Source organism: Chromohalobacter sarecensis (assembly GCF_023061135.1).
In the GTDB taxonomy this organism is placed as follows: domain Bacteria; phylum Pseudomonadota; class Gammaproteobacteria; order Pseudomonadales; family Halomonadaceae; genus Chromohalobacter; species Chromohalobacter sarecensis.
In genome coordinates this window covers 40,596-64,870 of sequence record NZ_JAKGAN010000005.1, presented here as the reverse complement: position 1 = coordinate 64,870, position 24,275 = coordinate 40,596, and the positions used below count along the sequence as shown (strand labels likewise).

General features: G+C 62.2%; 27 protein-coding genes. 7 read left to right on the top strand and 20 right to left on the bottom strand.

Features of this window, described 5'->3' with window-relative positions:
• Positions 1-12: 12 nt before the first annotated feature.
• The 8 genes from L1071_RS09400 to hemE form a co-directional block, all read right to left on the bottom strand.
• On the bottom strand, positions 13-741 hold the full coding sequence (locus tag L1071_RS09400; RefSeq protein ID WP_246974479.1) for an amino acid ABC transporter ATP-binding protein: 729 nt from the start codon (positions 739-741) through the stop codon (positions 13-15).
• Positions 742-839: 98 nt separating this feature from the next.
• Positions 840-1,949 (bottom strand): amino acid ABC transporter permease, encoded by a 1,110-nt coding sequence (locus L1071_RS09395; RefSeq protein ID WP_246973444.1) that lies wholly within the window; start codon positions 1,947-1,949, stop codon positions 840-842.
• Position 1,950: 1 nt separating this feature from the next.
• Positions 1,951-3,129 carry an amino acid ABC transporter permease gene (locus tag L1071_RS09390; protein WP_246973441.1) on the bottom strand — a complete coding sequence of 393 codons (1,179 nt, stop codon included), beginning with the start codon at positions 3,127-3,129 and terminating at the stop codon, positions 1,951-1,953.
• 81 nt (positions 3,130-3,210) lie between these two features.
• Positions 3,211-4,239 carry an amino acid ABC transporter substrate-binding protein gene (locus tag L1071_RS09385; RefSeq protein ID WP_246973438.1) on the bottom strand — a complete coding sequence of 343 codons (1,029 nt, stop codon included), beginning with the start codon at positions 4,237-4,239 and terminating at the stop codon, positions 3,211-3,213.
• 125 nt (positions 4,240-4,364) lie between these two features.
• Positions 4,365-5,228, bottom strand: coding sequence for a polyamine aminopropyltransferase (speE, locus tag L1071_RS09380; RefSeq protein WP_246973435.1), 864 nt, complete (start codon positions 5,226-5,228; stop codon positions 4,365-4,367).
• 78 nt (positions 5,229-5,306) lie between these two features.
• A complete protein-coding gene (locus tag L1071_RS09375) occupies positions 5,307-5,675 on the bottom strand; it encodes a VanZ family protein (protein WP_246973432.1) in 369 nt (122 codons plus the stop codon).
• Positions 5,676-5,716: 41 nt separating this feature from the next.
• A complete protein-coding gene (locus L1071_RS09370; protein ID WP_246973428.1) occupies positions 5,717-6,205 on the bottom strand; it encodes a thiol-disulfide oxidoreductase DCC family protein in 489 nt (162 codons plus the stop codon).
• Positions 6,177-7,238 (bottom strand): uroporphyrinogen decarboxylase, encoded by a 1,062-nt coding sequence (gene hemE / locus L1071_RS09365; protein ID WP_246973425.1) that lies wholly within the window; start codon positions 7,236-7,238, stop codon positions 6,177-6,179. The genes L1071_RS09370 and hemE overlap by 29 nt, the downstream gene beginning before the upstream one ends.
• A gap of 220 nt (positions 7,239-7,458) precedes the next feature.
• Here hemE and ribA point away from each other — a divergent pair, with 220 nt between their 5' ends.
• The 3 genes from ribA (at position 7,459) to L1071_RS09350 (ending at position 10,733) form a co-directional block, all read left to right on the top strand.
• Positions 7,459-8,088, top strand: coding sequence for a GTP cyclohydrolase II (ribA, locus tag L1071_RS09360; RefSeq protein WP_246973421.1), 630 nt, complete (start codon positions 7,459-7,461; stop codon positions 8,086-8,088).
• Positions 8,089-8,165: 77 nt separating this feature from the next.
• The gene (trhA, locus tag L1071_RS09355; RefSeq protein ID WP_246973419.1) at positions 8,166-8,849 is read left to right on the top strand and encodes a PAQR family membrane homeostasis protein TrhA; all 684 of its coding nucleotides are present in this window, start codon (positions 8,166-8,168) and stop codon (positions 8,847-8,849) included.
• A 33-nt stretch (positions 8,850-8,882) separates the two neighbouring features.
• On the top strand, positions 8,883-10,733 hold the full coding sequence (locus L1071_RS09350) for an ABC transporter ATP-binding protein (RefSeq protein ID WP_246973404.1): 1,851 nt from the start codon (positions 8,883-8,885) through the stop codon (positions 10,731-10,733).
• 9 nt (positions 10,734-10,742) lie between these two features.
• On the opposite strand, the gene L1071_RS09345 is transcribed toward L1071_RS09350, so the two are convergent.
• Positions 10,743-11,249 (bottom strand): DUF421 domain-containing protein, encoded by a 507-nt coding sequence (locus L1071_RS09345; protein ID WP_246973394.1) that lies wholly within the window; start codon positions 11,247-11,249, stop codon positions 10,743-10,745.
• 314 nt (positions 11,250-11,563) lie between these two features.
• On the opposite strand from L1071_RS09345, the gene L1071_RS09340 reads away from it, so the two are divergent.
• Both L1071_RS09340 and L1071_RS09335 read left to right on the top strand, forming a co-directional pair.
• The gene (locus L1071_RS09340) at positions 11,564-12,826 is read left to right on the top strand and encodes a NupC/NupG family nucleoside CNT transporter (protein WP_246973391.1); all 1,263 of its coding nucleotides are present in this window, start codon (positions 11,564-11,566) and stop codon (positions 12,824-12,826) included.
• Positions 12,827-12,938: 112 nt separating this feature from the next.
• Complete coding sequence (locus L1071_RS09335; RefSeq protein ID WP_246973388.1) at positions 12,939-13,793, top strand: outer membrane protein OmpK; 855 nt, start codon at positions 12,939-12,941, stop codon at positions 13,791-13,793.
• Positions 13,794-13,907: 114 nt separating this feature from the next.
• Here the strand turns inward: L1071_RS09335 and L1071_RS09330 are convergent, their stop codons facing one another.
• The 3 genes from L1071_RS09330 to L1071_RS09320 form a co-directional block, all read right to left on the bottom strand.
• Positions 13,908-14,237 carry a hypothetical protein gene (locus tag L1071_RS09330; RefSeq protein WP_246973385.1) on the bottom strand — a complete coding sequence of 110 codons (330 nt, stop codon included), beginning with the start codon at positions 14,235-14,237 and terminating at the stop codon, positions 13,908-13,910.
• A 149-nt stretch (positions 14,238-14,386) separates the two neighbouring features.
• On the bottom strand, positions 14,387-14,707 hold the full coding sequence (locus L1071_RS09325) for a DMT family transporter (protein WP_246973381.1): 321 nt from the start codon (positions 14,705-14,707) through the stop codon (positions 14,387-14,389).
• Entirely contained in the window at positions 14,704-15,078 is a 375-nt protein-coding gene (locus L1071_RS09320; protein WP_246973378.1) for a DMT family transporter, read from the bottom strand. The genes L1071_RS09325 and L1071_RS09320 overlap by 4 nt, the downstream gene beginning before the upstream one ends.
• 168 nt (positions 15,079-15,246) lie before the next feature.
• Between L1071_RS09320 and L1071_RS09315 the strand changes: the two genes are divergently transcribed.
• On the top strand, positions 15,247-15,825 hold the full coding sequence (locus tag L1071_RS09315) for a TetR/AcrR family transcriptional regulator (protein ID WP_246973371.1): 579 nt from the start codon (positions 15,247-15,249) through the stop codon (positions 15,823-15,825).
• A gap of 9 nt (positions 15,826-15,834) precedes the next feature.
• Here L1071_RS09315 and L1071_RS09310 read toward each other — a convergent pair whose 3' ends face one another.
• Genes L1071_RS09310 through L1071_RS09295 form a run of 4 tightly spaced genes read right to left on the bottom strand, consistent with a single transcriptional unit; the run spans position 15,835 to position 19,556 of the window.
• Positions 15,835-16,818 (bottom strand): alpha/beta fold hydrolase, encoded by a 984-nt coding sequence (locus tag L1071_RS09310; RefSeq protein WP_246973367.1) that lies wholly within the window; start codon positions 16,816-16,818, stop codon positions 15,835-15,837.
• 22 nt (positions 16,819-16,840) lie between these two features.
• On the bottom strand, positions 16,841-17,443 hold the full coding sequence (locus L1071_RS09305) for a class I SAM-dependent methyltransferase (protein WP_246973365.1): 603 nt from the start codon (positions 17,441-17,443) through the stop codon (positions 16,841-16,843).
• Positions 17,444-17,484: 41 nt separating this feature from the next.
• Positions 17,485-18,885 (bottom strand): heavy metal sensor histidine kinase, encoded by a 1,401-nt coding sequence (locus tag L1071_RS09300; protein ID WP_246973362.1) that lies wholly within the window; start codon positions 18,883-18,885, stop codon positions 17,485-17,487.
• Complete coding sequence (locus tag L1071_RS09295) at positions 18,885-19,556, bottom strand: heavy metal response regulator transcription factor (protein WP_246973359.1); 672 nt, start codon at positions 19,554-19,556, stop codon at positions 18,885-18,887. The genes L1071_RS09300 and L1071_RS09295 overlap by 1 nt, the downstream gene beginning before the upstream one ends.
• A 186-nt stretch (positions 19,557-19,742) precedes the next feature.
• On the opposite strand from L1071_RS09295, the gene uraH reads away from it, so the two are divergent.
• On the top strand, positions 19,743-20,150 hold the full coding sequence (gene uraH / locus L1071_RS09290) for a hydroxyisourate hydrolase (RefSeq protein WP_246973356.1): 408 nt from the start codon (positions 19,743-19,745) through the stop codon (positions 20,148-20,150).
• A gap of 85 nt (positions 20,151-20,235) precedes the next feature.
• Here uraH and djlA read toward each other — a convergent pair whose 3' ends face one another.
• The 4 genes from djlA to L1071_RS09270 are packed head-to-tail and all read right to left on the bottom strand — an operon-like array spanning position 20,236 to position 24,186.
• Complete coding sequence (djlA, locus tag L1071_RS09285; protein WP_246973343.1) at positions 20,236-21,012, bottom strand: co-chaperone DjlA; 777 nt, start codon at positions 21,010-21,012, stop codon at positions 20,236-20,238.
• Between the two features lie 25 nt (positions 21,013-21,037).
• Positions 21,038-22,981, bottom strand: coding sequence for a 1-deoxy-D-xylulose-5-phosphate synthase (gene dxs / locus L1071_RS09280; protein ID WP_246973325.1), 1,944 nt, complete (start codon positions 22,979-22,981; stop codon positions 21,038-21,040).
• A 19-nt stretch (positions 22,982-23,000) separates the two neighbouring features.
• Positions 23,001-23,894 (bottom strand): (2E,6E)-farnesyl diphosphate synthase, encoded by an 894-nt coding sequence (gene ispA / locus L1071_RS09275; protein ID WP_246973308.1) that lies wholly within the window; start codon positions 23,892-23,894, stop codon positions 23,001-23,003.
• Positions 23,881-24,186: an exodeoxyribonuclease VII small subunit gene (locus L1071_RS09270; RefSeq protein WP_246973305.1), complete on the bottom strand. Its 306-nt coding sequence runs from the start codon at positions 24,184-24,186 to the stop codon at positions 23,881-23,883. The genes ispA and L1071_RS09270 overlap by 14 nt, the downstream gene beginning before the upstream one ends.
• Positions 24,187-24,275: the final 89 nt, after the last annotated feature.

Here is a 24,275-nt window from a genome sequence, read left to right as displayed (position 1 = left end):
GCGCCGCCCCCGCTAGTGGCCGAGAATCTGGCTGAGAAACAGCTTGGTGCGCTCGGAGCGCGGATTATTGAAGAACGTCTCCGGCGGCGCTTCTTCAATGATCTGCCCCTGATCCATGAAGATGACGCGGTCGGCCACGGTCTTGGCGAAGCCCATCTCGTGCGTAACGCAGAGCATGGTCATGCCCTCGCGGGCCAGCTCGACCATGACATCAAGCACTTCCTTGATCATTTCCGGGTCGAGCGCCGAGGTCGGCTCGTCGAACAGCATCACCTCGGGGCGCATGCACAGCGCCCGGGCGATCGCCACGCGCTGCTGCTGCCCGCCCGATAACTGCCCCGGATACTTGTACGCCTGATCGGCGATCTGCACACGCTCCAGATACTCCATCGCGGTCTTTTCGACCTCAGCACGCGGCTTTTTCTGCACCCATATCTGCGACAGGCAGCAGTTCTCCAGCACGCTGAGGTGCGGAAACAAATTGAAGTGCTGGAACACCATGCCCACGTTGCGGCGAATCTGTTCGATGCGCTTGACGTCTTGGGTCATGGCCACGCCGTTGACCACGATCTCGCCTTGTTGGTGGCTTTCAAGATGGTTGATGCAGCGGATCAGGGTCGACTTGCCCGACCCGGAGGGGCCGCACACAACGATGCGCTCGCCGCGCTTTACCGTCAGGTCGATATCGCGCAGCACATGAAAATCGCCGTACCACTTGTTGAGACCCTTCATCTCGATCATCGGCGTATCGCCGTGAGAGGTAGCAGTCGCTTGGCTCATGATGCAGTTCCTCGACGTTATCGTTATTGGGTCAGTCGTAGTAGTCCACTTGTAGTGGTTCAGTTCGTGTGGCCGGTCTGCAGACGCTTCTCGATGTACTGGCTATAACGCGACATGCTGAAACAGAACACCCAGAACACCAGCGCGGCAAACACGTACCCCTCGGTGGCAAAGCCCAGCCAATCACTGTCGGTCAGGCCCGCGCGGATGATCGCCAGCAGATCGAACAATCCGATGATCAAGACCAGCGAGGTGTCCTTGAACAGGGCAATGAAGGTGTTGACGATCCCCGGGATGACCAGCTTCAAGGCCTGCGGCAGCACGATCAGCCCCATGCGCTGCCAGTAGTTGAGGCCGAGCGCCTTGCCGGCTTCTTCCTGCCCGCCGGGGATCGCCTGAAGCCCGCCCCTGACGACTTCCGCCATGTAGGCGCTCCAGAACAACATGATGCCCACCAGCGCACGCAGGAGCTTGTCGAACTCGACCTCGGTGGGCACGAACAGCGGTAGCATCACCGAGGCCATGAACAGCACGGTAATCAAGGGGACGCCGCGCCAGAACTCGATGAAGACGACGCTCACCGCCCTGACCAGCGGCATTTTCGAACGCCGCCCCAAGGCCAGCACGATCCCGATCGGCAACGAACCGACGATGCCGATCGTGGCCACGGTCAGGGTCAGCATCAGCCCGCCCCAGTTGCGGGTCGAGACATGCATCAAGCCGAAATGGCCACCCAAGAGCAGTACATACGCCGCTATCGGAAAGCCGATCACCGCGATAATCGCGGCCCAACGCTTGCCCGGCACCTTGGGAATCGCCAACCAGGCAAGCAACCCCGCCATCAACGCGAAGACGATATCCACCCGCCAACGCGCCGCCTCGGGATAAAAGCCATAGATGATCGACTCGAACCGGGCACTGATGAACACCCAGCAGGCGCCTTCACCACTGCACGCCTGACGCGAATCGCCGAGCCAGTCGGCCTGGATCAAGGCCCATTGCACGAACGGCCACAATGCCCAGACCAACACGCCAAGGGTAACGACCGAGACCACGCTATTGATCGGACCGTTGAACAAGTTGCGCTGTAGCCACTTCAAGACGCCCCGATGCGCATTCGGTGGACGCCGCGCTTCAATCATCTCATCACGCATGGATTCACCGGCCATCTCAACGCTCCTTGAGCAACGTACGCGCGTTATAAACATTCATCAGCGCCGATACCACCAGACTGATCGTCAGATACACGGCCATGGTCATGGCCACGATCTCGATGGCCTGCCCGGTCTGATTGAGGGTCGTACCCGAGAAGACGGCCACCAAGTCGGGATAACCGATCGCTGTGGCCAACGAGGAGTTCTTGATGAGATTCAGATACTGGCTCGTCAATTGCGGCACGATGACGCGCATTGCCTGAGGGATCACCACCTTGCGCAGCGTAATGCTACCCGGCAGGCTCAGGGCATTGGCCGCCTCGACCTGGCCTTGGGGAACCGACTGGATGCCCGAACGCACGATCTCGGCAATGAAGGCAGCCGTATAGATAGACAGCGCCAACCACAAAGCCACCAGCTCAGGCAGCACCCTCACGCCACCGCTGAAGTTGAATCCCGTCAGTTCAGGGATAGACCACTCGAGCGGCGACCCCGTGAGCAGGAACACCACTAGCGGTATGCCGATGATCAAGCCCGCGCCCAGCCAATAGATCGGCAACGCCTTGCCGGTGCGGACCTGGCGACGCTTCGCATAAATACCCAGTGCAATCGCTGCAACGATGCCCACGAGCAAGGCCCAGGGCGTCGCTGCGAAACCGCTGAGTGGCTGCGGGTCGGGAATGACCAGGCCGCGCACATTGATAAATATTATTTCTAGAAAACTGAGGCTCTGGCGAGGGCTGGGTAATGCCTGCAGCACCGCGAAATACCAGAATAAAATCTGAACCAGCAGGGGGATGTTACGGAAGATTTCCACATAGGCACCCGCGAGGCGGGCCAATAACCAATTCGGCGACAACCTCGCAATCCCCACCGCGAAGCCGATGATCGTCGCGACGACGACCCCCAACGCCGAGACCAGCAAGGTATTGAGCAGGCCGACGACAAAGGTACGCCCATAGGTACTGTCGCCAGAGTACTCAATCAACGTCTGTGGAATGGAGAAGCCCGCACGCTCATCGAGAAAACCGAACCCCGTGGAGATTCCTCGTGCTTCGAGGTTGGCCATCGTATTGACGACGATAAAGCCAATTAACGCCGCTAACGCCGCTAATAACACACCTTGTAGTACATAGGCACGAAACGTCGGATTACGCCACAACGCAACCCGATCGCCGGAAGGAGAACGCGACATGTCGATCCTCTAATACGCTGGCACAAGAAGACACCCCGCAGAACATGCGGGGTGCTGCAACCGAGTACTTAACGAACCGTATCAGCGGATCGGCGGCGCGTAGAGAATGCCCCCTTCGTTCCATAGGGCATTCAGGCCACGTTTGATACCGAGAGGCGAGTCTTCGCCCACGGTGGCCGTGAAGACTTCACCATAGTTGCCGACGCCCTTGATGATGTTGTAGGCCCAGTCATCGGAGAGCCCCAACTGCTCGCCGTAGTTCCCGTCGTCGCCCAGCAAGCGTGCCACGCCCGGATTGGGCGGGTTATCGCGCATCTCGTCGACATTGTCGCTGTTAACGCCCATCTCTTCGGCATTGATCATGGCGAAGATGCTCCACTGCACGATATCCAGCCACTGATCGTCGCCCTGGCGGACCACCGGGCCCAGCGGCTCCTTGGAAATCAGCGTCTCGAGAATCTCGACACTATCCGGCTCGGGAAGCTGCAGACGCAGTGCACTCAACTGGGAGGTGTCGGAGGTCAGTACGTCGCAACGCCCGTGAGCAAATCCTTGGGCGGTCTGATCGGGTGTGTCGAAGGTGACGGTATTGATGTCGATATCACGCGAGGGGAAGTAATCGGCCAGGTTCAGTTCGTGGGTGGTGCCGGACTGAATGCAGATGGAAGCACCGTCAAGATCCTCCAGGCTTTCAATGCCCAGGTCCTTATCTACCATGAACCCTTGGCCGTCATAGAAAGTAGTGACGGTGAAGTTCAAACCCAAGGAATTATCGCGAGTCGCCGTCCAGGTCGTATTGCGCGAAAGGACGTCGATCTCGCCCGACTGAAGTGCAGTAAAGCGTTCTTTCGCGGTCAAAGGGGTAAATTCGACTTTCTCGGGATCGCCAAAGATGGCGGCGGCAATCCCACGGCAGGTTTCTACATCGAGCCCTTGCCAATTGCCGTCGGAATCCGGTGACGAGAATCCCGCCAACCCGACGTTCACCCCACAGTTGAGGGAGCCACGTTCCTTGACATCATCGAGCGTCGCCGCTTGGGAGGATGTCGCCAGCCCACCCAGCAGCAAGGCGGCAGGAACGGCAATCATGAACTTGTTCTTGTATAGCATGCAAAAAGCTCCTTGCGTTATTGTGATGGCTTATTCGCGAGCCACGTACAACATTAGCAAAGAGCTTGCCATCCCAGCCAATATACCTAAGTCACGTACCTTTAACGTCATTTACACGTTGGATATCACGTCGATAGTGCACGACGCATGAACGGCGGCAGCGCCAATGCACCACGATGGGTCTCGACACTGTAGTACTCCAGCGGGAATTCCACGGTGGCAGCATCGGTCTCGCGAAAGCGCGTCACGTCGTTATTCTTGCCGGCCAGCGTGACACTCCACCAGCCCGAGGGGTAAACGGGCTGCGGAAACGGCAGCGTGGCGACACTCTCGAAGCCGGCACGCTGCATGTCGGCGCGCAGCTCACGAATGATCGAGCCAGTGTGATAAAGCGGCGACTCGCTCTGTTGTACCAGTACACCGCCGTCGGCCAGCAGACGGTGACAACGCGCCAGGAAGTCGGCCTCGAACAGCCCTTCCGCCGGGCCCACGGGGTCGGTGGAGTCGATGATCATGACATCGACGCTGCCCGCCGGCGCATTTTCGACCCATTTGACGCCATCCTCGAACTTGAGCGTGGCCCGCGAGTCGTCATTGGAGGCCGTCAGCTCGGGAAAGTAGCGCTGCGAAGCTCGGGTGACCTCTTCGTCGATGTCGATCTGCACGACCTCTTCGACACCGGGATGTTTGAGCACCTCGCGCAGCGTGCCGCAGTCACCGCCGCCGATGATCACCACGCGCTTGGGCGAGGCATGGGCGAACAGCGCCGGATGCGCAATCATCTCGTGGTAGAGGAAGTTGTCGCGTGTGCTGAGCATCACGCAGCCATCGAGCACCATCAGATTGCCGTAGGTCTCGGTAGCGTAGACTTCTAGATGCTGGTAAGGGCTTTGTACCTCGTGCAGCTTATCCTTGATCATGAGTGAAAAGGCACTGCCGTGGCTGTCGAATACTTCCGTGAACCAGCCTTGGTCGAGACGCTCGGTCATGGGAACCCTCGTAATCGCTATCGTCAAAGCCCCTTCGAGAGGCCGGAATCGCATTCATGAAAAGTCGCGCAACATAGCCTATCCGCGCGCGACAAGAAAGCGCCTGGGCAACAGCCAATGGCAGGCCCCCACCGCAGTGAGTGCCCCCAGCGTATTGGCCAGCGCATCGGCCCAATCGGCGCCGCTACGGCCCGGCACGCCCACCTGCAGGCCCTCGATGAGAATGCCGCAGCCGATGGCCAGGCCCAGCGCCGTCAGCGCACGCAGACCGCCCAGCCGCATGAGGGCTGCAAGCCCTCCATAGGCGATGAAGTGGTTGAACTTGTCCCAGGGCAGATCCTGGGGCATCTCCGCGCCGGGCGTCAGGCTCCCCCAGACGATCACGGCAACGCTGACGCCGGCCAGCGCCAGACACAACCAACGCAGAGGACGAAGAGAAACAGACATGGCTCACACTCCTTGTGGCGGGTCGTCATGTGGTGGGGGACCTAATGGACGGGAGTGTCCGCGTCGTCGTTCACCAAGGCGAAGGGCAGGTCCAGCCGCCGACAGGTCGCTTCGTCCAGGTGCGATATCCAGCTCGCATGCGCTTGTGGCGACCAATCGGTCGCCGATGCCAGCCGATGGCGCCAGCGCCCGACGAGATGGTAGACACCATCGCGCCACCCACGCGGCAACCAGCGTAACGCTGCCAAGCCGCGCCAGGGCCACTGCAACCCTTGGGCCAGACGCCACAACGCCGAGCTGTCACGATGCAGTTCGCCCCCGCGCACCAACCAAACGCTATCGAGCTGGCTCGGGTCGGCGCCAAAATGCTCGCCCAAGCGCTGTGCCAGCGTGTCATGCAGGCTCGCCAGGTACACTGGCGCTCGTGCGTGGTGCAGCACGAAATGCGCCGCGCGCCGACACAACGGGCACTCGGCGTCGAGCACCAGCAGCATGGCGCGTTCAGCCATGATAACGCGGACTGAACTCATGCAGCGCCTCGATGAACGCGGTGACATGATCGGGATCAGTAAATTGGCTAACGCCATGGCCCAAGTTGAAGATATGGCCAGGCCCACTACCGTAGCTGGCCAGGATCCGCGCCACTTCATCGCGAATCGCCTGGGGCGAGGCGAACAGCACATTGGGGTCGAGATTGCCCTGCAGTGCCACACGATCACCCACTCGGGCCCGCGCATCGCTCAGCTCAGTGGTCCAGTCCAGACCCACGGCATCGGCGCCGCTATCGGCGATGGTTTCCAGCCACTGACCGCCCTGCTTGGTGAACAGAATCACCGGGACGTGGCGTCCATCGTGCTCGCGGATCAGCCCCTCGACGATACGTTCCATATAGGCCAGCGAGAATTCGCGATACGCCGGCGTCGACAGCACCCCGCCCCAGGTGTCGAAGATCTGCACGACCTGGGCACCGGCGCGAATCTGCGCGTTGAGATAGTCCGTCACCGACCGCGCCAGCTTATCGAGCAGCGCATGCATCGCCGCCGGATCGCCATACATCAACGCCTTGGCATGGCGGAAATCCTTGCTCGAGCCACCTTCGATCATATAGGTGGCCAGCGTCCAAGGGCTGCCCGTGAAGCCGATCAGCGGCACGCTGCCCGCCAGCTCATGGCGAATGGTGCGCACCGCGTTCATCACGTAGTCGAGATCACGCTCGGCATCGGGCACGCGCAGCGCGGCGACATCTTCGGCGCTGCGCACCGTCTTGCGAAACTTGGGGCCTTCGCCCGTTTCGAAGTAAAGCCCCAGGTCCATGGCATCCGGGATCGTGAGGATATCGGAAAACAGGATCGCCGCATCCAGCGAGTAGCGCTCCAGCGGCTGCATGGTCACCTCACACGCCAGCTCGGCGTTGCGACACAGGTCCATGAAGCTACCAGCCTGGCCGCGCGTTTCGCGATACTCGGGGAGATAACGGCCCGCCTGGCGCATCATCCACACCGGCGTGCGGTCTACCGGCTGGCGTGCCAGGGCACGCAGTAGACGGTCGTTTTGCAAAGACATGACAGCTCCATACATCGATTTTGCCCTCATTGTAACGAATGGCGAGCGCCACGACTTGATTCACGGTGACGCATCCCCATTTAGTAGCCTGCTAGCAACGTATTTTCTCGCAGTGACCGCGTACGGCACTCACGGGATGAGCCCCGCGTCACGGCCTGCTAGAATACTCGCCCCGACGCTTCCCCTTTGCGCACCGCAATGTGCACCACCGAGGTCTATCGTGACGATTCGCTTCATCGCCGCCTCTCAACTGCCGACCCCTTGGGCCACCTTCACCATGCATGGTTTCGAGGACGAGGCGACAGGCAAGGAACATATTGCCTTGACCCTGGGTGATGTCTCGACATCCGAGCCCGTATTGGGGCGCGTGCACTCGGAGTGCCTGACCGGAGACGCCCTGTTCTCGATGCGCTGCGACTGCGGCTACCAATTGCAGGAAGCGCTCAAACGCATCGCCGACGAAGGGCGCGGCGTGCTGCTCTATATGCGCCAGGAAGGCCGTGGCATCGGCCTGCTCAACAAGATCCGCGCCTATCATCTTCAGGATCAGGGCTTCGACACCGTGGAAGCCAACGAGCATCTCGGCTTCGGTGCGGATATGCGCCGCTATGACCTCTGCGTCCCCATGCTCGACCACCTGGGCGTGCAAGCGCTCAAGCTGATGACCAACAATCCGCGCAAGGTCGACGCTTTGACGCGCGATGGCGTGCGTGTCGCCGAACGTCTGGCAATCACTGCGGGGCGCAACCCCCACAACGAGCAGTACCTGGCGACCAAGGTCGGCAAACTCGGACACATGATGGCGCTGGATGACTTCTCCCCCACCCGCAAGGGCGACCGGGAGCGCTGACACCGCTATTCGACGAACTATACTGATGCCCATGTTGTCTCGATGTCAGCGCGTCGTATCACGTTCAGGAGTTCGCCATGCCGCATAAGTCCCCATCCGTCTCGTCGCAGCAAGACGCTTCCTTTTCCGGGCTCGAAGAAGCACTGCATAGCATCAGCCATGGAATCGGCGCCGTGCTGAGCCTCGTCGGCATGGTGGTACTCATCGTCGCGGCCAGCCTGGCTGCCGAGGTCGACCCGTGGAAGATCGCCAGCATCAGCCTCTATGGCGTCTGTCTGTTGCTGCTGTATACGGCCTCGACGTTCTACCACGGCCTACGCAGCGCGCGCCTCAAGCGTCTCTTCCAGGTATTCGATCATTGCGCGATCTACCTGCTGATCGCCGGCACCTATACGCCATTCTTGCTGGTCAACCTGCGCGGCCCCTTGGGGTGGGCTCTGTTCGCGGCGATCTGGAGCCTGGCACTGGGCGGCATTGCACTGAAGATCATCTGGCCACATCGCTTCGGCATGCTGCGCGTGGGCGTCTATTTATTGATGGGCTGGATGATCGTGCTCGCCGCCGGCGAACTCGACGCCCGCCTCAATACCCCGGGTCTCGCGCTGCTGGTCGCCGGCGGTATCATCTACACGCTGGGCGTGGTGTTCTACGCGATTCCCGCGATTCCATACCATCACGCCATCTGGCACCTGTTCGTCCTGGGTGGCAGCGTGTGCCACTACTTCGCCATCTACACCGCCGTGCTGCCGTTTCAGGCGTAAAGCACGGCGGCGTCGCCCTGCCAGGAAATGCGCATGTTCCGCTGGTTCGAAAACCGTCTCGCCCCGTTTCCACCCCAAGAGCCACAGCGCCCGCCGGACACTCTGGTCGCTTTCTGCCTGCATTACACGCGTGGCGCCTGGCCTTATCTGATCGTTGCCACGGTGCTGATGGCGCTGATTGCGGGTATCGAAGTATGGATGTTCGGCTTTCTCGGCAATATCGTCGACTGGCTGGCGGCCCAGGACCGCGAGACCTTTCTCGCCGAGCAGGGATGGAAGCTGGCCGGCATGGCGTTGATCGTGCTGGTCTTGTTGCCTGGCCTGGTGTGGCTGCATTCACTGTTTCAGCAGCAGACGCTCATGGGCAACTTCCCCATGCGCATCCGCTGGCAGGCGCACCGCTATCTGCTGCGCCAGTCGATGGCCTTCTACCAGGACGAGTTCGCGGGGCGTATCGCCACCAAGGTGATGCAGACCTCGCTGGCCGTGCGCGAGTGCATCATCAAGCTGTTCGAGGTACTCAACTACGTCAGCGTCTACTTTCTGGGTACGCTGATCCTGGTGGGCAACGCCGACTGGCGCCTGGCAATGCCGCTGGTGGCCTGGCTGGCGGGGTACATCGTGCTGCTGCGCATCTTCGTGCCCATCATGGGGCGCGTGTCGAAATCCCAGGCCGACGCTCGCTCGCGCATGACCGGGCGAATCGTCGACAGCTACAGCAACATTCAGACGGTCAAGCTGTTCTCCCACGCCCAGCGGGAGGCGGCGTTCGCCAAGGACGGGATGGAGGGGTTCCTGGTCACCGTGCATCGTCAGATGCGCCTGGTCACAGGGCTCTATGGCCTACTCTATCTACTCAATGCACTGTTGCTGTTCAGCATCGGCTGGCTGTCGATCCACCTGTGGTTGGTCGAGGCGGTGAGCGTCGGTGCAGTGGCCGTGGCGCTGGGATTGGTGATGCGCCTATGGGGCATGTCGCAGTGGATCATGTGGGAAGTCTCGGCGCTGTTCGAGAACATCGGCACGGTCCAGGATGGCATGGCGACGCTCTCGCTGCCGCGCCAGATCGAAGACCGGCAAGACGCCCAGCCGCTGCGCGTCGAGCGGGGTGAAATCGTCTTCGACCGGATTCGCTTCCACTACGGCAAGGGCAGCGGCGTCATAGACGAGTTGTCACTTGCTATTCAATCGGGGGAAAAGATCGGCCTAATCGGTCCTTCCGGGGCCGGTAAGTCGACACTCGTCAATTTGCTGCTGCGTTTCTTCGAGCTGGAAGGCGGTGCGATCCGCATCGATGGCCAGAACATCGCCGAGGTAACTCAGGAGAGCCTGCGCGCGCAGATCGGCATGGTCACCCAGGACACCTCGCTGCTACACCGCTCGGTACGCGACAACCTGCTTTACGGACGCCCCGATGCCACCGACGAGATGGCCTGGAAAGCCGCCCGCGGGGCTCATGTCGCGGACTTCATCGAGTCGCTGCGCGACATTCAGGGCCGAGGCGGCTTCGAAGCGCATGTCGGTGAGCGGGGCGTGAAACTCTCCGGCGGCCAACGCCAACGCCTCGCCATCGCGCGCGTCATGCTCAAGGATGCGCCGATCCTGATTCTCGACGAGGCCACCTCGGCACTCGACTCCGATGTCGAAGCCGCCATCCAGGAGAACCTCGACCGGCTGATGACAGGCAAGACGGTGATCGCCATCGCCCACCGGCTCTCCACCATCGCCGCCATGGACCGCCTGGTGGTCATGGAAGGTGGGCACATCGTCGAGCAGGGCAGCCACGCAGAATTGATCCGCCACAATGGCCTCTATGCGCGCCTGTGGCGACGTCAGTCCGGCGGCTTTCTGGAAAGCGAGGTGGCGACGACCGAGACGCCCTGAGCCCTCTCGCTAGCCCTTCGACGATGGTATGCCCGCGACGCCGTCGAGCGCCGAGTCGCTGTTGCCAGCCCCGGGAATGACGCTAAACGAGCCATCGGTTTCCAACACCACCGCATGCACCGCTTCGACATCGGCGATGCCGTTCTCCCGGATGGCCGCCAAAACCTCGGCTTCGACCACGCGCTCCTGCGCCATCGTCTCTTCGCGGAATTGTCCCTGGAAGAACAATAACGTCGGCTGCGACTTGACCAGATTCTTGACCCATGAAGAGCGCACCGAGGAGAACGTGATGACGAATTGCAGCGCCACGATCAGTATGAAAGCCGTGATGCTTTGCGCCAGCGAGACCTCGGTCGAGACCAGCGCCGTCGACAGCGTCGACCCCAGGGCTATGGTGACCACGAAATCGAAGGCGTTCCACTTCGACAGCGTGCGCTTGCCGGATAGTCGAATGATGACGATCAGAACCAGGTAGCTGATAACGCCGATGATGAGCGTGTGCACGACCGGATGCATGGGGAGCTCCTCGGAAAGGACTGGGAAATGAGCCTGTCAGCGTAGGCGGTCCATCCTGCGCCGGCCATCCCTCTCCGATTTCTAGGCTGTCTTTTTGCTTTTGAATACGTCCACACGGTCTGTGAAACGTAAAACAAAGCAGCCAGCACCTTGCTTATCGGGCCCGACACCCAGCGAAGGAAGTTGACATCGAATAGCGGATGTTATTTTAATAGCACATCACTGTGACTCTAATAACAAAACGACCCGCCACATGCGGGCATATGCCGTTCCCTGTATAACAATCCACAATCGAATGTCATCAGGATGCTGATATGACCGCTATCATGAGCCTGGTAGGGATGGCGACGCTGATCCTTATCGCTGTGCTGTTTTCCTCCAATCGCAAGTCGATTCGCTTCCGTACGGTCGGCGGCGCCTTCGCCATTCAAGCTGCCATCGGCGCCTTCGTCCTCTACACTCCTTTCGGGCAGGCCGTTCTCGAGACGATATCCGAGGGCGTCAGCCAGGTCATCGTGTATGCCGACGATGGCATCAACTTCCTGTTCGGCGATCTAGCCAATCCGGAAAGCGTGGGCTTTGTCTTCGCTTTCAAGGTCTTGCCGATCATCATCTTCTTCTCGTCATTGATCGCCGTGCTTTACCACCTGAAGATCATGCAGTGGGTCATCCGCCTGTTGGGTGGCGCACTCCAGCGCGTGCTGGGCACGTCACGCACCGAGTCGATGTCGGCCACGGCGAATATCTTCGTGGGGCAAACCGAGGCACCGCTGGTGGTGCGCCCCTTCATCGCCTCGATGACACGCTCGGAACTGTTCGCGGTGATGTGTGGGGGCTTGGCCTCGGTGGCGGGTTCGGTGCTCGCCGGTTACGCGAGTCTGGGCATTCCCATGGAATACCTGATCGCGGCCTCCTTCATGGCCGCGCCTGGCGGGCTGCTCTTCGCCAAACTGTTGATGCCGGAAACCGAAACGCCCAATGACAGTATTTCGCAGGCCGAAGAGAAGATTGAAGAAGACGACAAACCTGCCAACGTACTCGATGCCGCCGCCACCGGCGCCACCTCGGGCATGATGCTGGCGGCCAACGTCGGCGCCATGTTGCTGGCATTCATCGGCTTGATCGCGCTGCTCAACGGTATTCTCGGCGGCGTGGGTGGCTGGTTCGGCATGGAGTCGTTGAGCCTAGAGATGATCCTCGGCTGGCTCTTTGCGCCGCTGGCCTTTCTACTGGGTATTCCATGGAGCGAAGCCACACTGGCCGGCTCGTTCATCGGCCAGAAGATCGTCGTCAACGAATTCGTCGCCTTCATCAACCTGGCACCGTATATCTCCGGCGATACCGTCGTGGCCGCCACCGGCGAGGCCATGTCCAAGCACACCGCTGCCGTGCTGTCCTTCGCGCTATGCGGTTTCGCCAACCTCTCCTCGATCGCCATTTTGCTTGGCGGGCTCGGTCTCATGGCGCCCAGCCGGCGCCAGGAAATCGCCCGCTACGGCCTCAAGGCCGTGCTCGCCGGCACACTCTCCAACCTGATGTCGGCCACCATCGCAGGCTTCTTCATCAGCTTGGCATAACCGCCAGCGGAGACCTCGCGACAAGACGAGGCAAACGTGGACCGCGATACATCAGCGGGCCTGGAAGGTACTTCGACTGCAACGTAACAACATAAAGATGGGAACAGTAACCATGACAATGAAGACAATAAGCAAGTGGGTTGGGGCCTCGTGCTTGGCCACGACGGTCTGCACTACTCCGGCCATGGCGGCGGATTATTCGGAGGGGATTCACGAAGATGACAACCTCTGGTTGACCTTCAACCTGATGCACAGCGAGGACAACCGCCTGCCGTTTCGTAACGCTCAGGATACCTACGTGGAAATGGAATTCGGCGGACGCTCTGGCATCGTCGATCTTTACGGGTATGTCGATATGTTCGATGCTCTCGACGACAGCAGCGACGATCAGAACGGCGGCGATAACATGTTCATCAAGCTCGCGCCGCGCTTCTCGCTGGACGCCATGAGCGGTCGCGATCTCTCCGTGGGCCCGGTCAAGGAATGGTACATCGCCACCGTGACCAACATCGGTGACAACGGCCCCAGCGGTGGCTTATGGGAGCATTACGTGGGCCTCGGTTCGGACGTCGAAGTGCCCTGGTTCGGCGAGATCGGCCTCAACCTCACCGCACGCTACGTGCGCGAGAACTATGGCGGGCCGGATGAGAGTTCCTGGGATGGCTTCATGGCTTCCACCGACTGGTTCAAACCATTCTACACCTTCGGCAATGGCAACTTCCTCGCCTACCAAGGGTATCTGGACTACAAGTTCGGCGCGGATACCGTGGCTGAACAACCGGGGCGCAGCAGCAACAGTCTGGAGTGGTTCAACGGCCTTTACTATCATACCGACCGCTTCGCCATCGGCTATGGCCTAAAGATCTACAACAACATGGCCTTCTACCGCGATGACACCGATGCCTCCGGCGTCCGCCAGGACACCTCCGGCCCGGGCCATTACTTCAGCATCAACTACAAGTTCTGACCCGCTTGCGTGTCCGCCGACGAGCGGGCACGCGCCTCCTACCAACACTGCCCCAGCACGCGCCGAGCGTGTGACCATTCCTGCAACGACCAGTCGGCATCACAGGGTTCACGCTTACCAGCCAGCGGGCGCGCCCAGATAGCGATTATTGTCGGACAGTGTCTCCAACCAGCTCTTGTCATCCTGCGTTGACGCAGAGGACGGTGTGGCAGTCTGCTCGTCGTCATTGATGGCACGCTGACTGTCGGCCATGGCGACGCTCATGCCGGAATAGCGGAAAGCATCGTTATCGAAGGTTCGTGACGCCGAGGCATCCGCCGCTTGCGAGCTCACTTGAAGCGACTCATGATTGACGGCGGCAGCTTGCTGCGAGGCGGTGCTTGCTTGGGCAACCAGCGGTGTGGCGGCGATAAGCAATGCGGTAACGGCTAATGCGCGTTTCATATGAAAACCTCTTGTATGTGGTGTACAAGACGCATTCTATTAGCCCGCTAAACATTAACCAACTAAAGTCGTGCTATCGCCTCCATAGTTCCTCTCTATCAGCTAGATAGAGACAGGGTTAACACGCCGACGCCTGCTCCCTCAGCGCTTCAGTTCAACAGCTTGAGTCCCAGCACGCCGATCACGATCAACGCAGTGAAGGCGATCCGCAACGGATGACGCGACTCGCCCCAGCACAGCATGCCCAGCAGAGTGGCACATACAGTGCCGATACCCGTGAACACGGCATAGGCAACGCCCAGGTCGATGCCGCGCATGGCCAGTGCCAGAAAGCCGAGCGCCGTGCCGAATCCCAGCGTCATGAGCACACCGCCGGCCAGCGCTCGCCCCTGGCTGACGCGGGCAAACCCCACCACGCCGAGCACCTCAAAAACCCCCGCTCCGAGTAACGCCAACCAATGCCACGTCATGAAGACACTCCTTCGCGCTGGCGATCAGGGTCGTGAGACACCCGACCGGCCGTGGGCTCGCCGGCAAACTGTTGCAAGCCGATGACACCGATCAGGATCAGACCGATACACGCCAGCGATGACCACGAGAAATGCGTGCCGAACAGCCAAGCATCGGCCGCTACCGTGCCCGCCGCACCGAGCCCCACGAAGACCGTGTACACGGTACTCGCCGGCAAGAAACGCACAGCTTGCACCGCCAGCAGCAAGCTCAACGTCGCCATGACCAATGTCGCCACCCAGCCGCCGGGGCCATCGGCGAGTTTCAAGCCGGTCGCCCAACCGACCTCGGCCACCGCCGCCAGCGGTAGAATCAGCCAACGCATTGCCATCATGCCCTCCTCGATCACCTGCGCGTCGCGCTTTTTACAACAGTGCTTATCACGCCAGAAGCGCTTAAACTAACTAACGGTCGTTAGTATAGAGTTGACGACACGACTTGGCAATCATGCGCACAAGCCGCGATCATGAGCAGATTCACGCAGGCCTAGGGACGTTCAGTGCATACCCGCGACAAACTCAAACACACCGGTCTCGCCCTATTCGCCCAGCATGGCTACGAAGGCACCTCACTTGCGCAAATCGCCGCCGAGATCGGCATCAAGAAGCCGTCGATCTACAATCATTTTCCCAACAAGGCGGCGCTGTTCCTGGCGATCTTCGAAGAGGTCGAAAGCGGCATCGTCGCGCTTATCGACGATAGCCTGACACGCTCCCACGACTTGCCCACGCGTGAACGCCTCGAGCGGCTCATCCGCGCGTGCGCCACCTTCATCCGCCGCGAGCACCAGGGCGTGTTCTACAAGCGCTACCTGCTCTTTCCGCCGACGGACGTAGCCTCCCAGGTCGCCTCCATTTCGAATGACAACGAGCGGCGCATCAACGCCCACCTGCATGCACTCTTCGAGGACGGCCGCCAAGCTGGCGAGCTGCGCGCGCTGCCCGAGGCGCAGTTCATCGCCGCCTTCTACTGTCTGATGGATGGTCTGTTCGCCGAGAATTTCTACTACGACGCCGATACCTTCGAACGACGTCTGGAGGGGGCCTGGGCCGTCTTTTGGGCAGGAGTGGAAGCCTGAGCGGTTGTGTCAGGAGGACGAGGGCCAGGCCCGCGCCGCCATGCGACGGATAAAAGCCGCCGTGACATCGGGCCGCATGATGGGCAGCATGTGCCCCGCCTCGGGCTCCACATGCACGAGCATATCGGGACACGAACGCTGTAGCGCCTCGATATGCAGCGCTGGCTCGAGAATCCCGTCGTGCGCCCCGAAGATGACACCCAGTGGCACGCCCAGCGTCACATAGCGAGATACCTGCCGGGGCAATTCGTGCTCGAGCATGGCCAGGTCGGTGGAAGCCGCATGGAAGGCCTGGGGACGCAACGCCAGGAGGCCACCGCCACGAGTGGCGTAATCCGCTGGTACCGCCTCCGGTGCGAACACCTGCGCCAACGCCTGCCGAGAGGTCACCCGCGTCAGGGGAATGGCGAGCGTCTCGGCCATCCAGCGCCGCCGGCGTGGCGAGCGAATCGCCAGCAACCGCATCGCCGGTGGCACATCCGACACCTGCGCCACTAACGGCGCGAGCAGTGCCAGCCCCGCAACCTCCTGGGGATACTCCAGCGCCAGCGTCAGAGCTACCGCGCCGCCCATCGAGTGCCCCACCACGAGCGGGCGTTCGACACCCAAGGCCCGCCAAGCCTCGTGCAGGGCGCGCGCCTGGCAAGGCAAGCGGGCACGCTCATTGTCAGTAACATCGGAATACCCCGACCCCGGCCGATCGATGGCAATGACGCGGAAATCATTGCTCAGTGCCTCGATCAAGGCGTAGGTAAAGTGCTGGAGCTGGCCACCCAAGCCATGGATCATTATCAACGGTGGCCCCTGGCCAACATCGACGTAATGCAGGCGCCCGCCGGAGGTATCGATGAAGCCGCCGCGCGGCGGCAATCGCGCTTCGGCGTCGCGGGCCAGGGCATGTGTCATGTGCCGCAGCCCCAGAAGACAGGCCACGGCAAGCAGTACACTAAAAATCAGTACACCGAAAAGCACAGCCCAGCCCGCGATCAGCATCGTACGTCCCCGGCGGCGCGACTCATGACTTGGTCTCCGGCTTGCGAAAGGCCTGATAACAATGCTGATTGCGTTCCAGGGCGATCACGCTGTGCTGATCGAGGCCCGGGATCGTATCGGGATGCAGCGCCTCGAGCGCCATCACGGCCTCCGGAGGCACGGCATTGTAAGGCGGGATATCATTCCAGCCCAGCAGGAGATGGCCCCCCGGGCGCAGGCATGTCGCCGCCGCCGAAAACGCGGCTTCGATGTCATCGGGCGCGTTGAGCCCCCAGCCCAGCACGCCGTTGCAGATCACGGCGTCCAGGCTGGCGGGGGCGAAGTGCCGCTCCAGGGCGGTCATATCGGCGACCACGTGGCGCCGGCCCCCGAAGGGTGATTTGGCGGGATCGACATCCAGCGTCGAGACACGTGCCCGGGTGAAGAATTCGGGGTAGTCGCGCGTGTACCAGGCGCACCCCACCAGCAACACATGACCAGCGCCGACACCCGCCGCCAGCGAGGGCAGAATGACGCCCTCGAGCAACTGACGGTCACCATAGCGATATCCCACTCGCCATCCCAGCGCATCCAGTGCGCTCAGCAGGTGCGCCACGGCGCGATAGGTCTTCAGTCTCGCTGGCATCCGCGTCTCCTAGTATCGCGCCACGCGGGCGCTAGCGCCTTTCAGCGTTGCCGACCCACGGGGCAACTGTCAACGCAACCGCCGCTCACTGGCAGACACAACCAGAAAGCGTTGACGGCCGTGTCGCTTTCGCACCAGGTCTCCCCGCCATGCAATTGCGCCACGGAACGCACGATGGCCAGTCCCAGACCACCGGTGCCCACCGACTGAGATCGCGCCGGATCGCTGCGATAGAAGCGCTCGAAGAGCCGCGCCTGCTCCGCGTCGGGAATCAGTTCCCCGTGATTGATCACCCCGAGGTGCCAGCCCCCAGCCTCTCGCCGCGACACCAGACGGATCTCGGTGCCGCTGCGTCCATGGCGCAGCGCGTTATCGATGAGGTTGGCGAGCGCTCGGCGCAGCAGATCGAGATTGGCCGTCATCCGACCCTCCATATCACTAACCAGCTCGCGACCGTCTTCGTCGGCCATGCCCTCGAAGTAGTCGCAGAGCTGGTCGGCGAGGCCTCGCAGATCGACCGTTTCACGGGGCAACGTCCTCGAGGACTGCTCGGTGCGCGCCAGGAACAGCATGGTCTCTATCATGCGCGACAGCCGCTCGTACTCTTCGACGTGAGAGCCCAGCAGCTGGCGGTATTCCACCCCCGTGCGCTCCCGCTGCAGGGCCTGCTGAGTCGCCCCCAGCAGGTTACCCAAGGGCGTACGCATCTCGTGGGCGAGATCCTCGGAAAAGCGTGACAGCTGGGCGAACCCTTCTTCCAGACGCGCCAGCATCTGGTTGAGCGCGCGGCTCAGATCGCGGAGCTCCGTCGTCTCGTCGTTCGCCTCCAGGCGCCAATGCAGATGCGCTACATCGATCGTGCGCGACCGCGTGGCCAGCCTTCTCACCGGACGCAGGCCACGCCGTACGACGACCCAGCCCAACCCACAGGCCAGCACCGCACCCGCCCCCATGGCGAGCCACAGCCGCAACCTATAGGCGGCCAGCATTCGCTCGCGCTCATCGAGCGTCTTGCCGGCCACCAGGGTCAGGCGACGCCCGTCATGCTCGAAGCTGCGCCAGGCCAGGCGTGTCGACTCGACGGCGGGATGTTCCCCGAGTCGTCCCTCCGGAGCCGGCGGTAGCTCGGGCACCGGCAGGCCCAGCGGATTGACCTCTATCAGCGGCACGCCGTGCGCGTCGAGCATCCACAGCAGGCTCTCGCGATTGCCCAACATGTTGGCATAGAGCAGCGGCCGGCGACGCAGCGCTGCGATGCTCTCGCCGTCGTCCAGAAGCGCTTCCATGCGCTCGAGGCGACCCTGCAGCATCTGATCGTCACGCCAGGCGATCTGTTGGCCCAGAGCATGGTAGAGATAGGCCCCGAGGCCACCGAGCAGCCCCAGGGTCACCAGGGCGAACAGCAGCGACAGGCGCATCGATAGAGAGGCCGGCGCGCGCATCAATCGCGGCCCTCCAGCACGTAGCCCATGCCGCGTTCGGTGTGAATCAACCGACGCGTGAAGGGGTCGTCCACCTTGGCCCGCAGTCGCCGCACGGCAACCTCCACCACATTGGTATCGCTATCGAAGTTCATGCCCCAAACCTCGGAGGCGATCAAGGTCCGCGACAGTACCTCGCCCTCGCGCTCGAGCAGCAGTTGCAGCAGCGCGAACTCCTTATTGGTCAGCGCAAGCCGCGTCTCGCCCCGTGTGACCCGACGTTTCAGCACGTCCATGTGCAGATCGGCCACCTGGAAGCGCTCCCGCTCCCGCAGCGGACCGCGGCGCAGCAGCGTCCTCACCCGGGCCAGCAGTTCGACGAAAGAAAAGGGTTTGACGAGATAATCGTCAGCGCCCAGCTCCAACCCCTTGACCCGGTATTCCACGGCATCCCGGGCGGTCAGGAACAACACCGGCACTTGGCTATGGCGCCGGATCAGCCGCAGCAGTTCCCAGCCATCGAGCCCCGGCAGCATGACGTCGAGGATGATCAGCTCGAAGTCGGCCTCCTCGATCAGGTGCCGACCGTCCAGCCCGTCCCGGGCGACCTCGACCCGATACCCGGCCTCGCCCAGTCCCCTGGCCAGGTAGTCGGCGGTCTTGCTTTCGTCATCCACCAGCAGGATACGCATGCAACATGTCTCTCGATAAATGACCGATAAATGGCCGATAAATGACCGATAAATGACCGATAAATGACGCCACAGGCTAGCCCGTCGCGCGCGGACTGCCCATTACAAAGTCGTAATCCTGCCGTCAGGCCGGCGACGGCAAGACACTGCCAGGATGAAACCTCCATCACGACAGGAGATCTTCCCATGCGCGTATCCCGAACGCTGGTCGCCGCCCTCGGCCTTTGCGGTGCCGTCCCGGCGTTGGCTGCCGACAACCCGCTGAGCGTGCACGTGCTCGACATCCAGTCCGGCCAGCCGTCGCCAGGGGTCGAGGTCCAGCTCGAGAAGCGCACCGAGAGCGGCTGGGAGTCTCTGGCCACCGGCATCACGGCCGAGTCCGGCCGCATCTCGGCGCTCTATCCCGACGAACGAGACTTCACTACGGGTGTCTACCGCGTGACTTTCGAGACCGGTGACTGGTTCGCCGAGCACGATACCCAAACCTTCTTTCCCGAGATTCCGGTACCTTTCGAGGTGACCGACACCTCACAGCACTACCATATCCCGCTGCTGCTGAGCCCCTACGGTTACTCCACCTACCGCGGCAGCTGAACCGCGCCGGTCGTCCGCCGTAAGCAAGAAGCCCCCGGCCTTGGCCGAGGGCTTCTCTGCGTCATGGACGAAGACCGCTACGAGGTCAGGCATTCGCCTCGCGGGACTTCTTGATCAGGTCGTAGGCGTTGGAGATTTCCTGGGTTCGGGTCTCGGCCATTTCGCGCATGCTTTCGGGCAGCCCCTTGCCGGCGAGCTTGTCCGGGTGATTCTGGCTCATCAGGCGGCGATAGGCGCGCTTGAGCTCGGCATCGCTGACATCGGATTCGACGCCCAGCACCCGATAGGCATCGGTTAGCGCCTGCTGCGATGTCGCGCCGCCGCCCGCCTGCTGCTGACCGCCACGCAACATGGCCTCGATCTGTTCGATCTCGGCCTCGCTGCATCCCAGTCCACGTGCCACGCGCAGCAGCATGTCATGCTCGGCGGGATGCAATTCGCCATCGGCAGCGATGGCCGAGAGCTGGACTTGCAGGAATACCTGCAACAGCGCGCGCTGCCCGCCAGTCACTCGCCGCACCGTGGCCAGTTCGGCGTCGAGGTCGAAGTCATCGGCCTTGCCGCGTTCGAAGGCCGCTTTCGCGCTTTCGCGCTGCGCCTCACTCAGACGCAAGCGCTCGAAAAGCGCTTCGACGACACGCAGCTCGTCGCCGCTGACATGACCGTCCGCCTTGCAGACGCATCCCATGACCGCGAACGTCGAGTCGAGGAACTGCCCCTGCATTTGCGACAGCTTGGAGACGACCACACGGCGTACCAGACGCCGCGCGACCCAATACCCCAAAAAGGCACCGATAATCAGTCCCGGTAATTTACCGAACATGAAGCCGAGCCCGGCCCCAATCAAAATGGCGATCAGCATGAAGTTTCCGTCTTGTCGCTAAGTGTTAGTCATTATGGTGTGGTGCGTCCCAGCGCCGGCGCACCGCAGCCTCGATGCCTTCGGCGTCGAGACCGCATGCCGTCAGCAATTCGGCGGGCTTGCCATGCTCGACGAAGTCATCCGGCAGGCCGAGATTCAATACCTCGACCTGGACACCCTCGGCGGCCAGGAGTTCATTCACGCCACTCCCCGCACCGCCGGCGACAACATTCTCTTCGAGCGTCACCAGCAGTCGATGTCGGCGCGCCGCCGTGAGTATGGCGTCACGGTCCAGCGGTTTCACGCTGCGCATATTGAGGTGCGTGGCGTCGAGATTTTCGGCAACCTCGGCGGCGGGACCGTTCATGCTGCCGAATGCCAGCAGCGCCACGCCATCCTGCGCGCCGGTACGCCGTGTCTCGGCTTCACCGATGGGCAGCGCCTCGAGACCGGGCGCGAGCACCTTCCCCGGCCCGGTGCCGCGCGGATAGCGTACCGCCGCCGGGCCTTCGTGATGATAAGCGGCACTCAACATGGCGCGGCACTCGGCTTCATCGGCGGGCGCCAGCACCACCATGCCCGGAATGCAGCGCAGGTAGGCGAGATCCAGCGCCCCATGGTGCGTAGGGCCGTCTTCGCCGACCACGCCCGCGCGGTCGATGGCGAAGGTGACGTCGAGTGCCTGCACCGACACGTCGTGGATCAACTGGTCATAGCCGCGCTGCAGAAAGGTCGAGTAGATCGCCACCACGGGCTTCATGCCCTCGCACGCCATGCCCGCCGCCAGCGTCACCGCGTGCTGCTCGGCGATCGCCACGTCGTAGTAACGCTCGGGATACTCGCGCGAGAAGCGAATCAAGTCGGAACCTTCGCGCATCGCCGGCGTGATGCCGATCAAGCGCGTATCTGCCGCCGCCATATCGCAGAGCCACTCGCCGAAGACGTTGCAATACTTGCGTGGTTTGGCCTTGGGCTCGGCCGTAGCCTCGTTGGGCGAACGCGGCTCCACCTTGGGCGGCGGCTCGCTGGCGGTTTTCTCGAGCTTGGTGATGGCATGGTAGCCGATGGGGTCGGCCTCGGCGGGGCGAAAGCCGCGTCCCTTGCAGGTCTTGATATGCAGGAACTGCGGCCCCTCGAGGTTCGCCATGCTGCCGAGCGCCTGCACCAGGCTCGGCAAGTCATGGCCGTCGATGGGGCCGATGTAGTTGAAGCCCATTTCCTCGAACAGCGTCGCCGGACTGACCATGCCCTTGACGTGCTCTTCGGTACGGCGCGCCAGTTGCAACGCGCCCGGTAGATGCGAAAGTACGCGTTTGCTGTTCTCGCGCATCACCGTGTAGGGCTTGCTGACCAGGATGCGTGCCAGGTAACTGGCCATGCCGCCGACGTTCTCGGAGATCGACATCTCATTGTCGTTGAGAATCACCAGCATATTGGCATCGACATGCCCAGCATGCGCCAGCGCTTCGAACGACATACCGGCACTCAAGGCACCATCGCCGATGACCGCGCAGACGCGGCGCTTCTCACCTTTGGTTCGCGCCGCCAGGGCCATGCCCAGCGCCGCCGAGATCGAGGTGCTCGAATGGCCGACACCGAAGGTGTCGTAGGGTGACTCGTCGCGCTTGGGAAACGCCGCCAGCCCACCGAACTGGCGGATGGTCGACATCTGCTCGCGGCGCCCGGTGAGGATCTTGTGGGGATAGGCCTGATGGCCGACATCCCAGACCAGGCGATCATGCGGTGTGTCGAAAATATGGTGCAAGGCAACGGTCAACTCGACCACGCCCAGCCCCGCGCCGAAGTGGCCGCCGGTACAGCCGACACTATAGAGCAGGTAAGCACGCAACTCGTCGGCCAGTTCGCGCAACTGTGCCGCATTGAAATCGTGTAACGCCGCAGGAGACTCGAGAGTATCGAGCAATGGCGTGGCCGGACGTTCGGCAGGAATCTCGTCGAACAGCTTCATAAGCGTTGTCTACAACCGATCAGTGATCGCGGTCGATCATATGGCGGGCCAAGTCGGCCAGAGGAAAGGCTCGCTCGCCCAGGGGCGCCAGAGCGTCCAGCGCCTCATCGAGCAGGCCGTGCGCCTTGGCACGGGCGCCTTCCAGGCCGAGCAAAGCCGGATAAGTGGGTTTGGCACGCGCCGCGTCGGCGCCGGTGGCCTTGCCCAGGGTCGCAGCGTCGCCAGTGACATCGAGGATGTCATCCTGAATCTGGAACGCCAAACCGATGGCGGCGGCGTAGGCATCCAGCGCCGCCACACGCGGGTCGTCTTCGTCGACGGCCGTCAGGGCACCGAGCCGCACGGCGGCACGAATCAGCGCACCGGTCTTGTAACGATGCATGGTCGCCAGAGCATCGACATCCAGTTGACCGCCCACCGCGCAAAGATCCAGCGCCTGCCCGGCAGCCATGCCGTTACGTCCCGAGGCGTGGGCCAGCACTCCTACCATTGCCCCGAGGCGCGGCGGACGCGCCTCGGCGAGCACTTCGAAGGCCAGCGTTTGCAGCGCGTCGCCGGTCAGGATGGCCATCGCCTCGTTATAGACACGATGCACGGTAGGGCGACCACGACGCATGTCGTCGTCGTCCATGGCGGGCAAGTCATCGTGGATCAGCGAGTAAGCGTGGATCAGCTCGATGGCGGCTGCGGGGGCATCCAGTGCGGTGTCCTCAGCACCCAACGCACGTCCAGCGGCATACACCAGCACCGGGCGCAGGCGCTTGCCACCGCCTAGTACGCCGTAACGCATGGCGGCATCGAGCTCGCCGGCGACCGGTGTGGCACGCTCGAAGACCTGCGCCAACACTTGCTCAGTACGCGCCCGCGCCGTCGTGATGATGTCGCGCTCGGCCAGGGGTTCAACGCTCACCATCGGCCTCCCCTGCATCGAAGGGCATCTCGTGGAAGCTGCCGTCAGGCTGCTCCAACAACGCCTTGACGCGCAACTCAGCGTTTTCCAAGCGTTGCTGGGCGTCGCGGGTCAGGTGCACGCCGCGCTCGAACGCCACCAATGACGCTTCCAGAGACAGTTCGCCCGACTCCAGCTGAGCGACCAGCGATTCCAGACGCGCCAACGTCGCCGCGAAATCCTCCGGGGCGGCGTCCTGAACATCCGTTCCGTCGGGCTGGTCGACATCGCCAACCGATGCATCCTTTTCCACCATGGCGCTTCTCGCTCATCCGTGCGGACCGATGCCACGGCCCGGCTTGCCAAGAGTTGGCCCCACAGTATACACCCAAGCCCCGGGGACGC

Coding starts and splice junctions, on each gene's coding strand:
- L1071_RS09340 (WP_246973391.1), top strand. CDS start 11,564: ATGACCGCTATCATGAGCCTGGTAGGGATGGCGACGCTGATCCTTATC.
- ispA (WP_246973308.1), bottom strand. CDS start 23,894: ATGGTGAGCGTTGAACCCCTGGCCGAGCGCGACATCATCACGACGGCG.
- L1071_RS09385 (WP_246973438.1), bottom strand. CDS start 4,239: ATGCTATACAAGAACAAGTTCATGATTGCCGTTCCTGCCGCCTTGCTG.
- L1071_RS09300 (WP_246973362.1), bottom strand. CDS start 18,885: ATGCGCGCGCCGGCCTCTCTATCGATGCGCCTGTCGCTGCTGTTCGCC.
- hemE (WP_246973425.1), bottom strand. CDS start 7,238: ATGTCTTTGCAAAACGACCGTCTACTGCGTGCCCTGGCACGCCAGCCG.
- L1071_RS09400 (WP_246974479.1), bottom strand. CDS start 741: ATGATCGAGATGAAGGGTCTCAACAAGTGGTACGGCGATTTTCATGTG.
- L1071_RS09320 (WP_246973378.1), bottom strand. CDS start 15,078: ATGGCAATGCGTTGGCTGATTCTACCGCTGGCGGCGGTGGCCGAGGTC.
- L1071_RS09345 (WP_246973394.1), bottom strand. CDS start 11,249: ATGCATCCGGTCGTGCACACGCTCATCATCGGCGTTATCAGCTACCTG.
- L1071_RS09305 (WP_246973365.1), bottom strand. CDS start 17,443: ATGCCAGCGAGACTGAAGACCTATCGCGCCGTGGCGCACCTGCTGAGC.
- L1071_RS09330 (WP_246973385.1), bottom strand. CDS start 14,237: ATGAAACGCGCATTAGCCGTTACCGCATTGCTTATCGCCGCCACACCG.
- L1071_RS09370 (WP_246973428.1), bottom strand. CDS start 6,205: ATGAGTTCAGTCCGCGTTATCATGGCTGAACGCGCCATGCTGCTGGTG.
- djlA (WP_246973343.1), bottom strand. CDS start 21,012: ATGCTGATCGCCATTTTGATTGGGGCCGGGCTCGGCTTCATGTTCGGT.
- speE (WP_246973435.1), bottom strand. CDS start 5,228: ATGACCGAGCGTCTCGACCAAGGCTGGTTCACGGAAGTATTCGACAGC.
- L1071_RS09335 (WP_246973388.1), top strand. CDS start 12,939: ATGACAATGAAGACAATAAGCAAGTGGGTTGGGGCCTCGTGCTTGGCC.
- L1071_RS09390 (WP_246973441.1), bottom strand. CDS start 3,129: ATGTCGCGTTCTCCTTCCGGCGATCGGGTTGCGTTGTGGCGTAATCCG.
- L1071_RS09270 (WP_246973305.1), bottom strand. CDS start 24,186: ATGGTGGAAAAGGATGCATCGGTTGGCGATGTCGACCAGCCCGACGGA.
- L1071_RS09310 (WP_246973367.1), bottom strand. CDS start 16,818: ATGCTGATCGCGGGCTGGGCTGTGCTTTTCGGTGTACTGATTTTTAGT.
- L1071_RS09350 (WP_246973404.1), top strand. CDS start 8,883: ATGTTCCGCTGGTTCGAAAACCGTCTCGCCCCGTTTCCACCCCAAGAG.
- L1071_RS09325 (WP_246973381.1), bottom strand. CDS start 14,707: ATGACGTGGCATTGGTTGGCGTTACTCGGAGCGGGGGTTTTTGAGGTG.
- uraH (WP_246973356.1), top strand. CDS start 19,743: ATGCGCGTATCCCGAACGCTGGTCGCCGCCCTCGGCCTTTGCGGTGCC.
- trhA (WP_246973419.1), top strand. CDS start 8,166: ATGCCGCATAAGTCCCCATCCGTCTCGTCGCAGCAAGACGCTTCCTTT.
- dxs (WP_246973325.1), bottom strand. CDS start 22,981: ATGAAGCTGTTCGACGAGATTCCTGCCGAACGTCCGGCCACGCCATTG.
- L1071_RS09375 (WP_246973432.1), bottom strand. CDS start 5,675: ATGTCTGTTTCTCTTCGTCCTCTGCGTTGGTTGTGTCTGGCGCTGGCC.
- L1071_RS09395 (WP_246973444.1), bottom strand. CDS start 1,949: ATGGCCGGTGAATCCATGCGTGATGAGATGATTGAAGCGCGGCGTCCA.
- L1071_RS09295 (WP_246973359.1), bottom strand. CDS start 19,556: ATGCGTATCCTGCTGGTGGATGACGAAAGCAAGACCGCCGACTACCTG.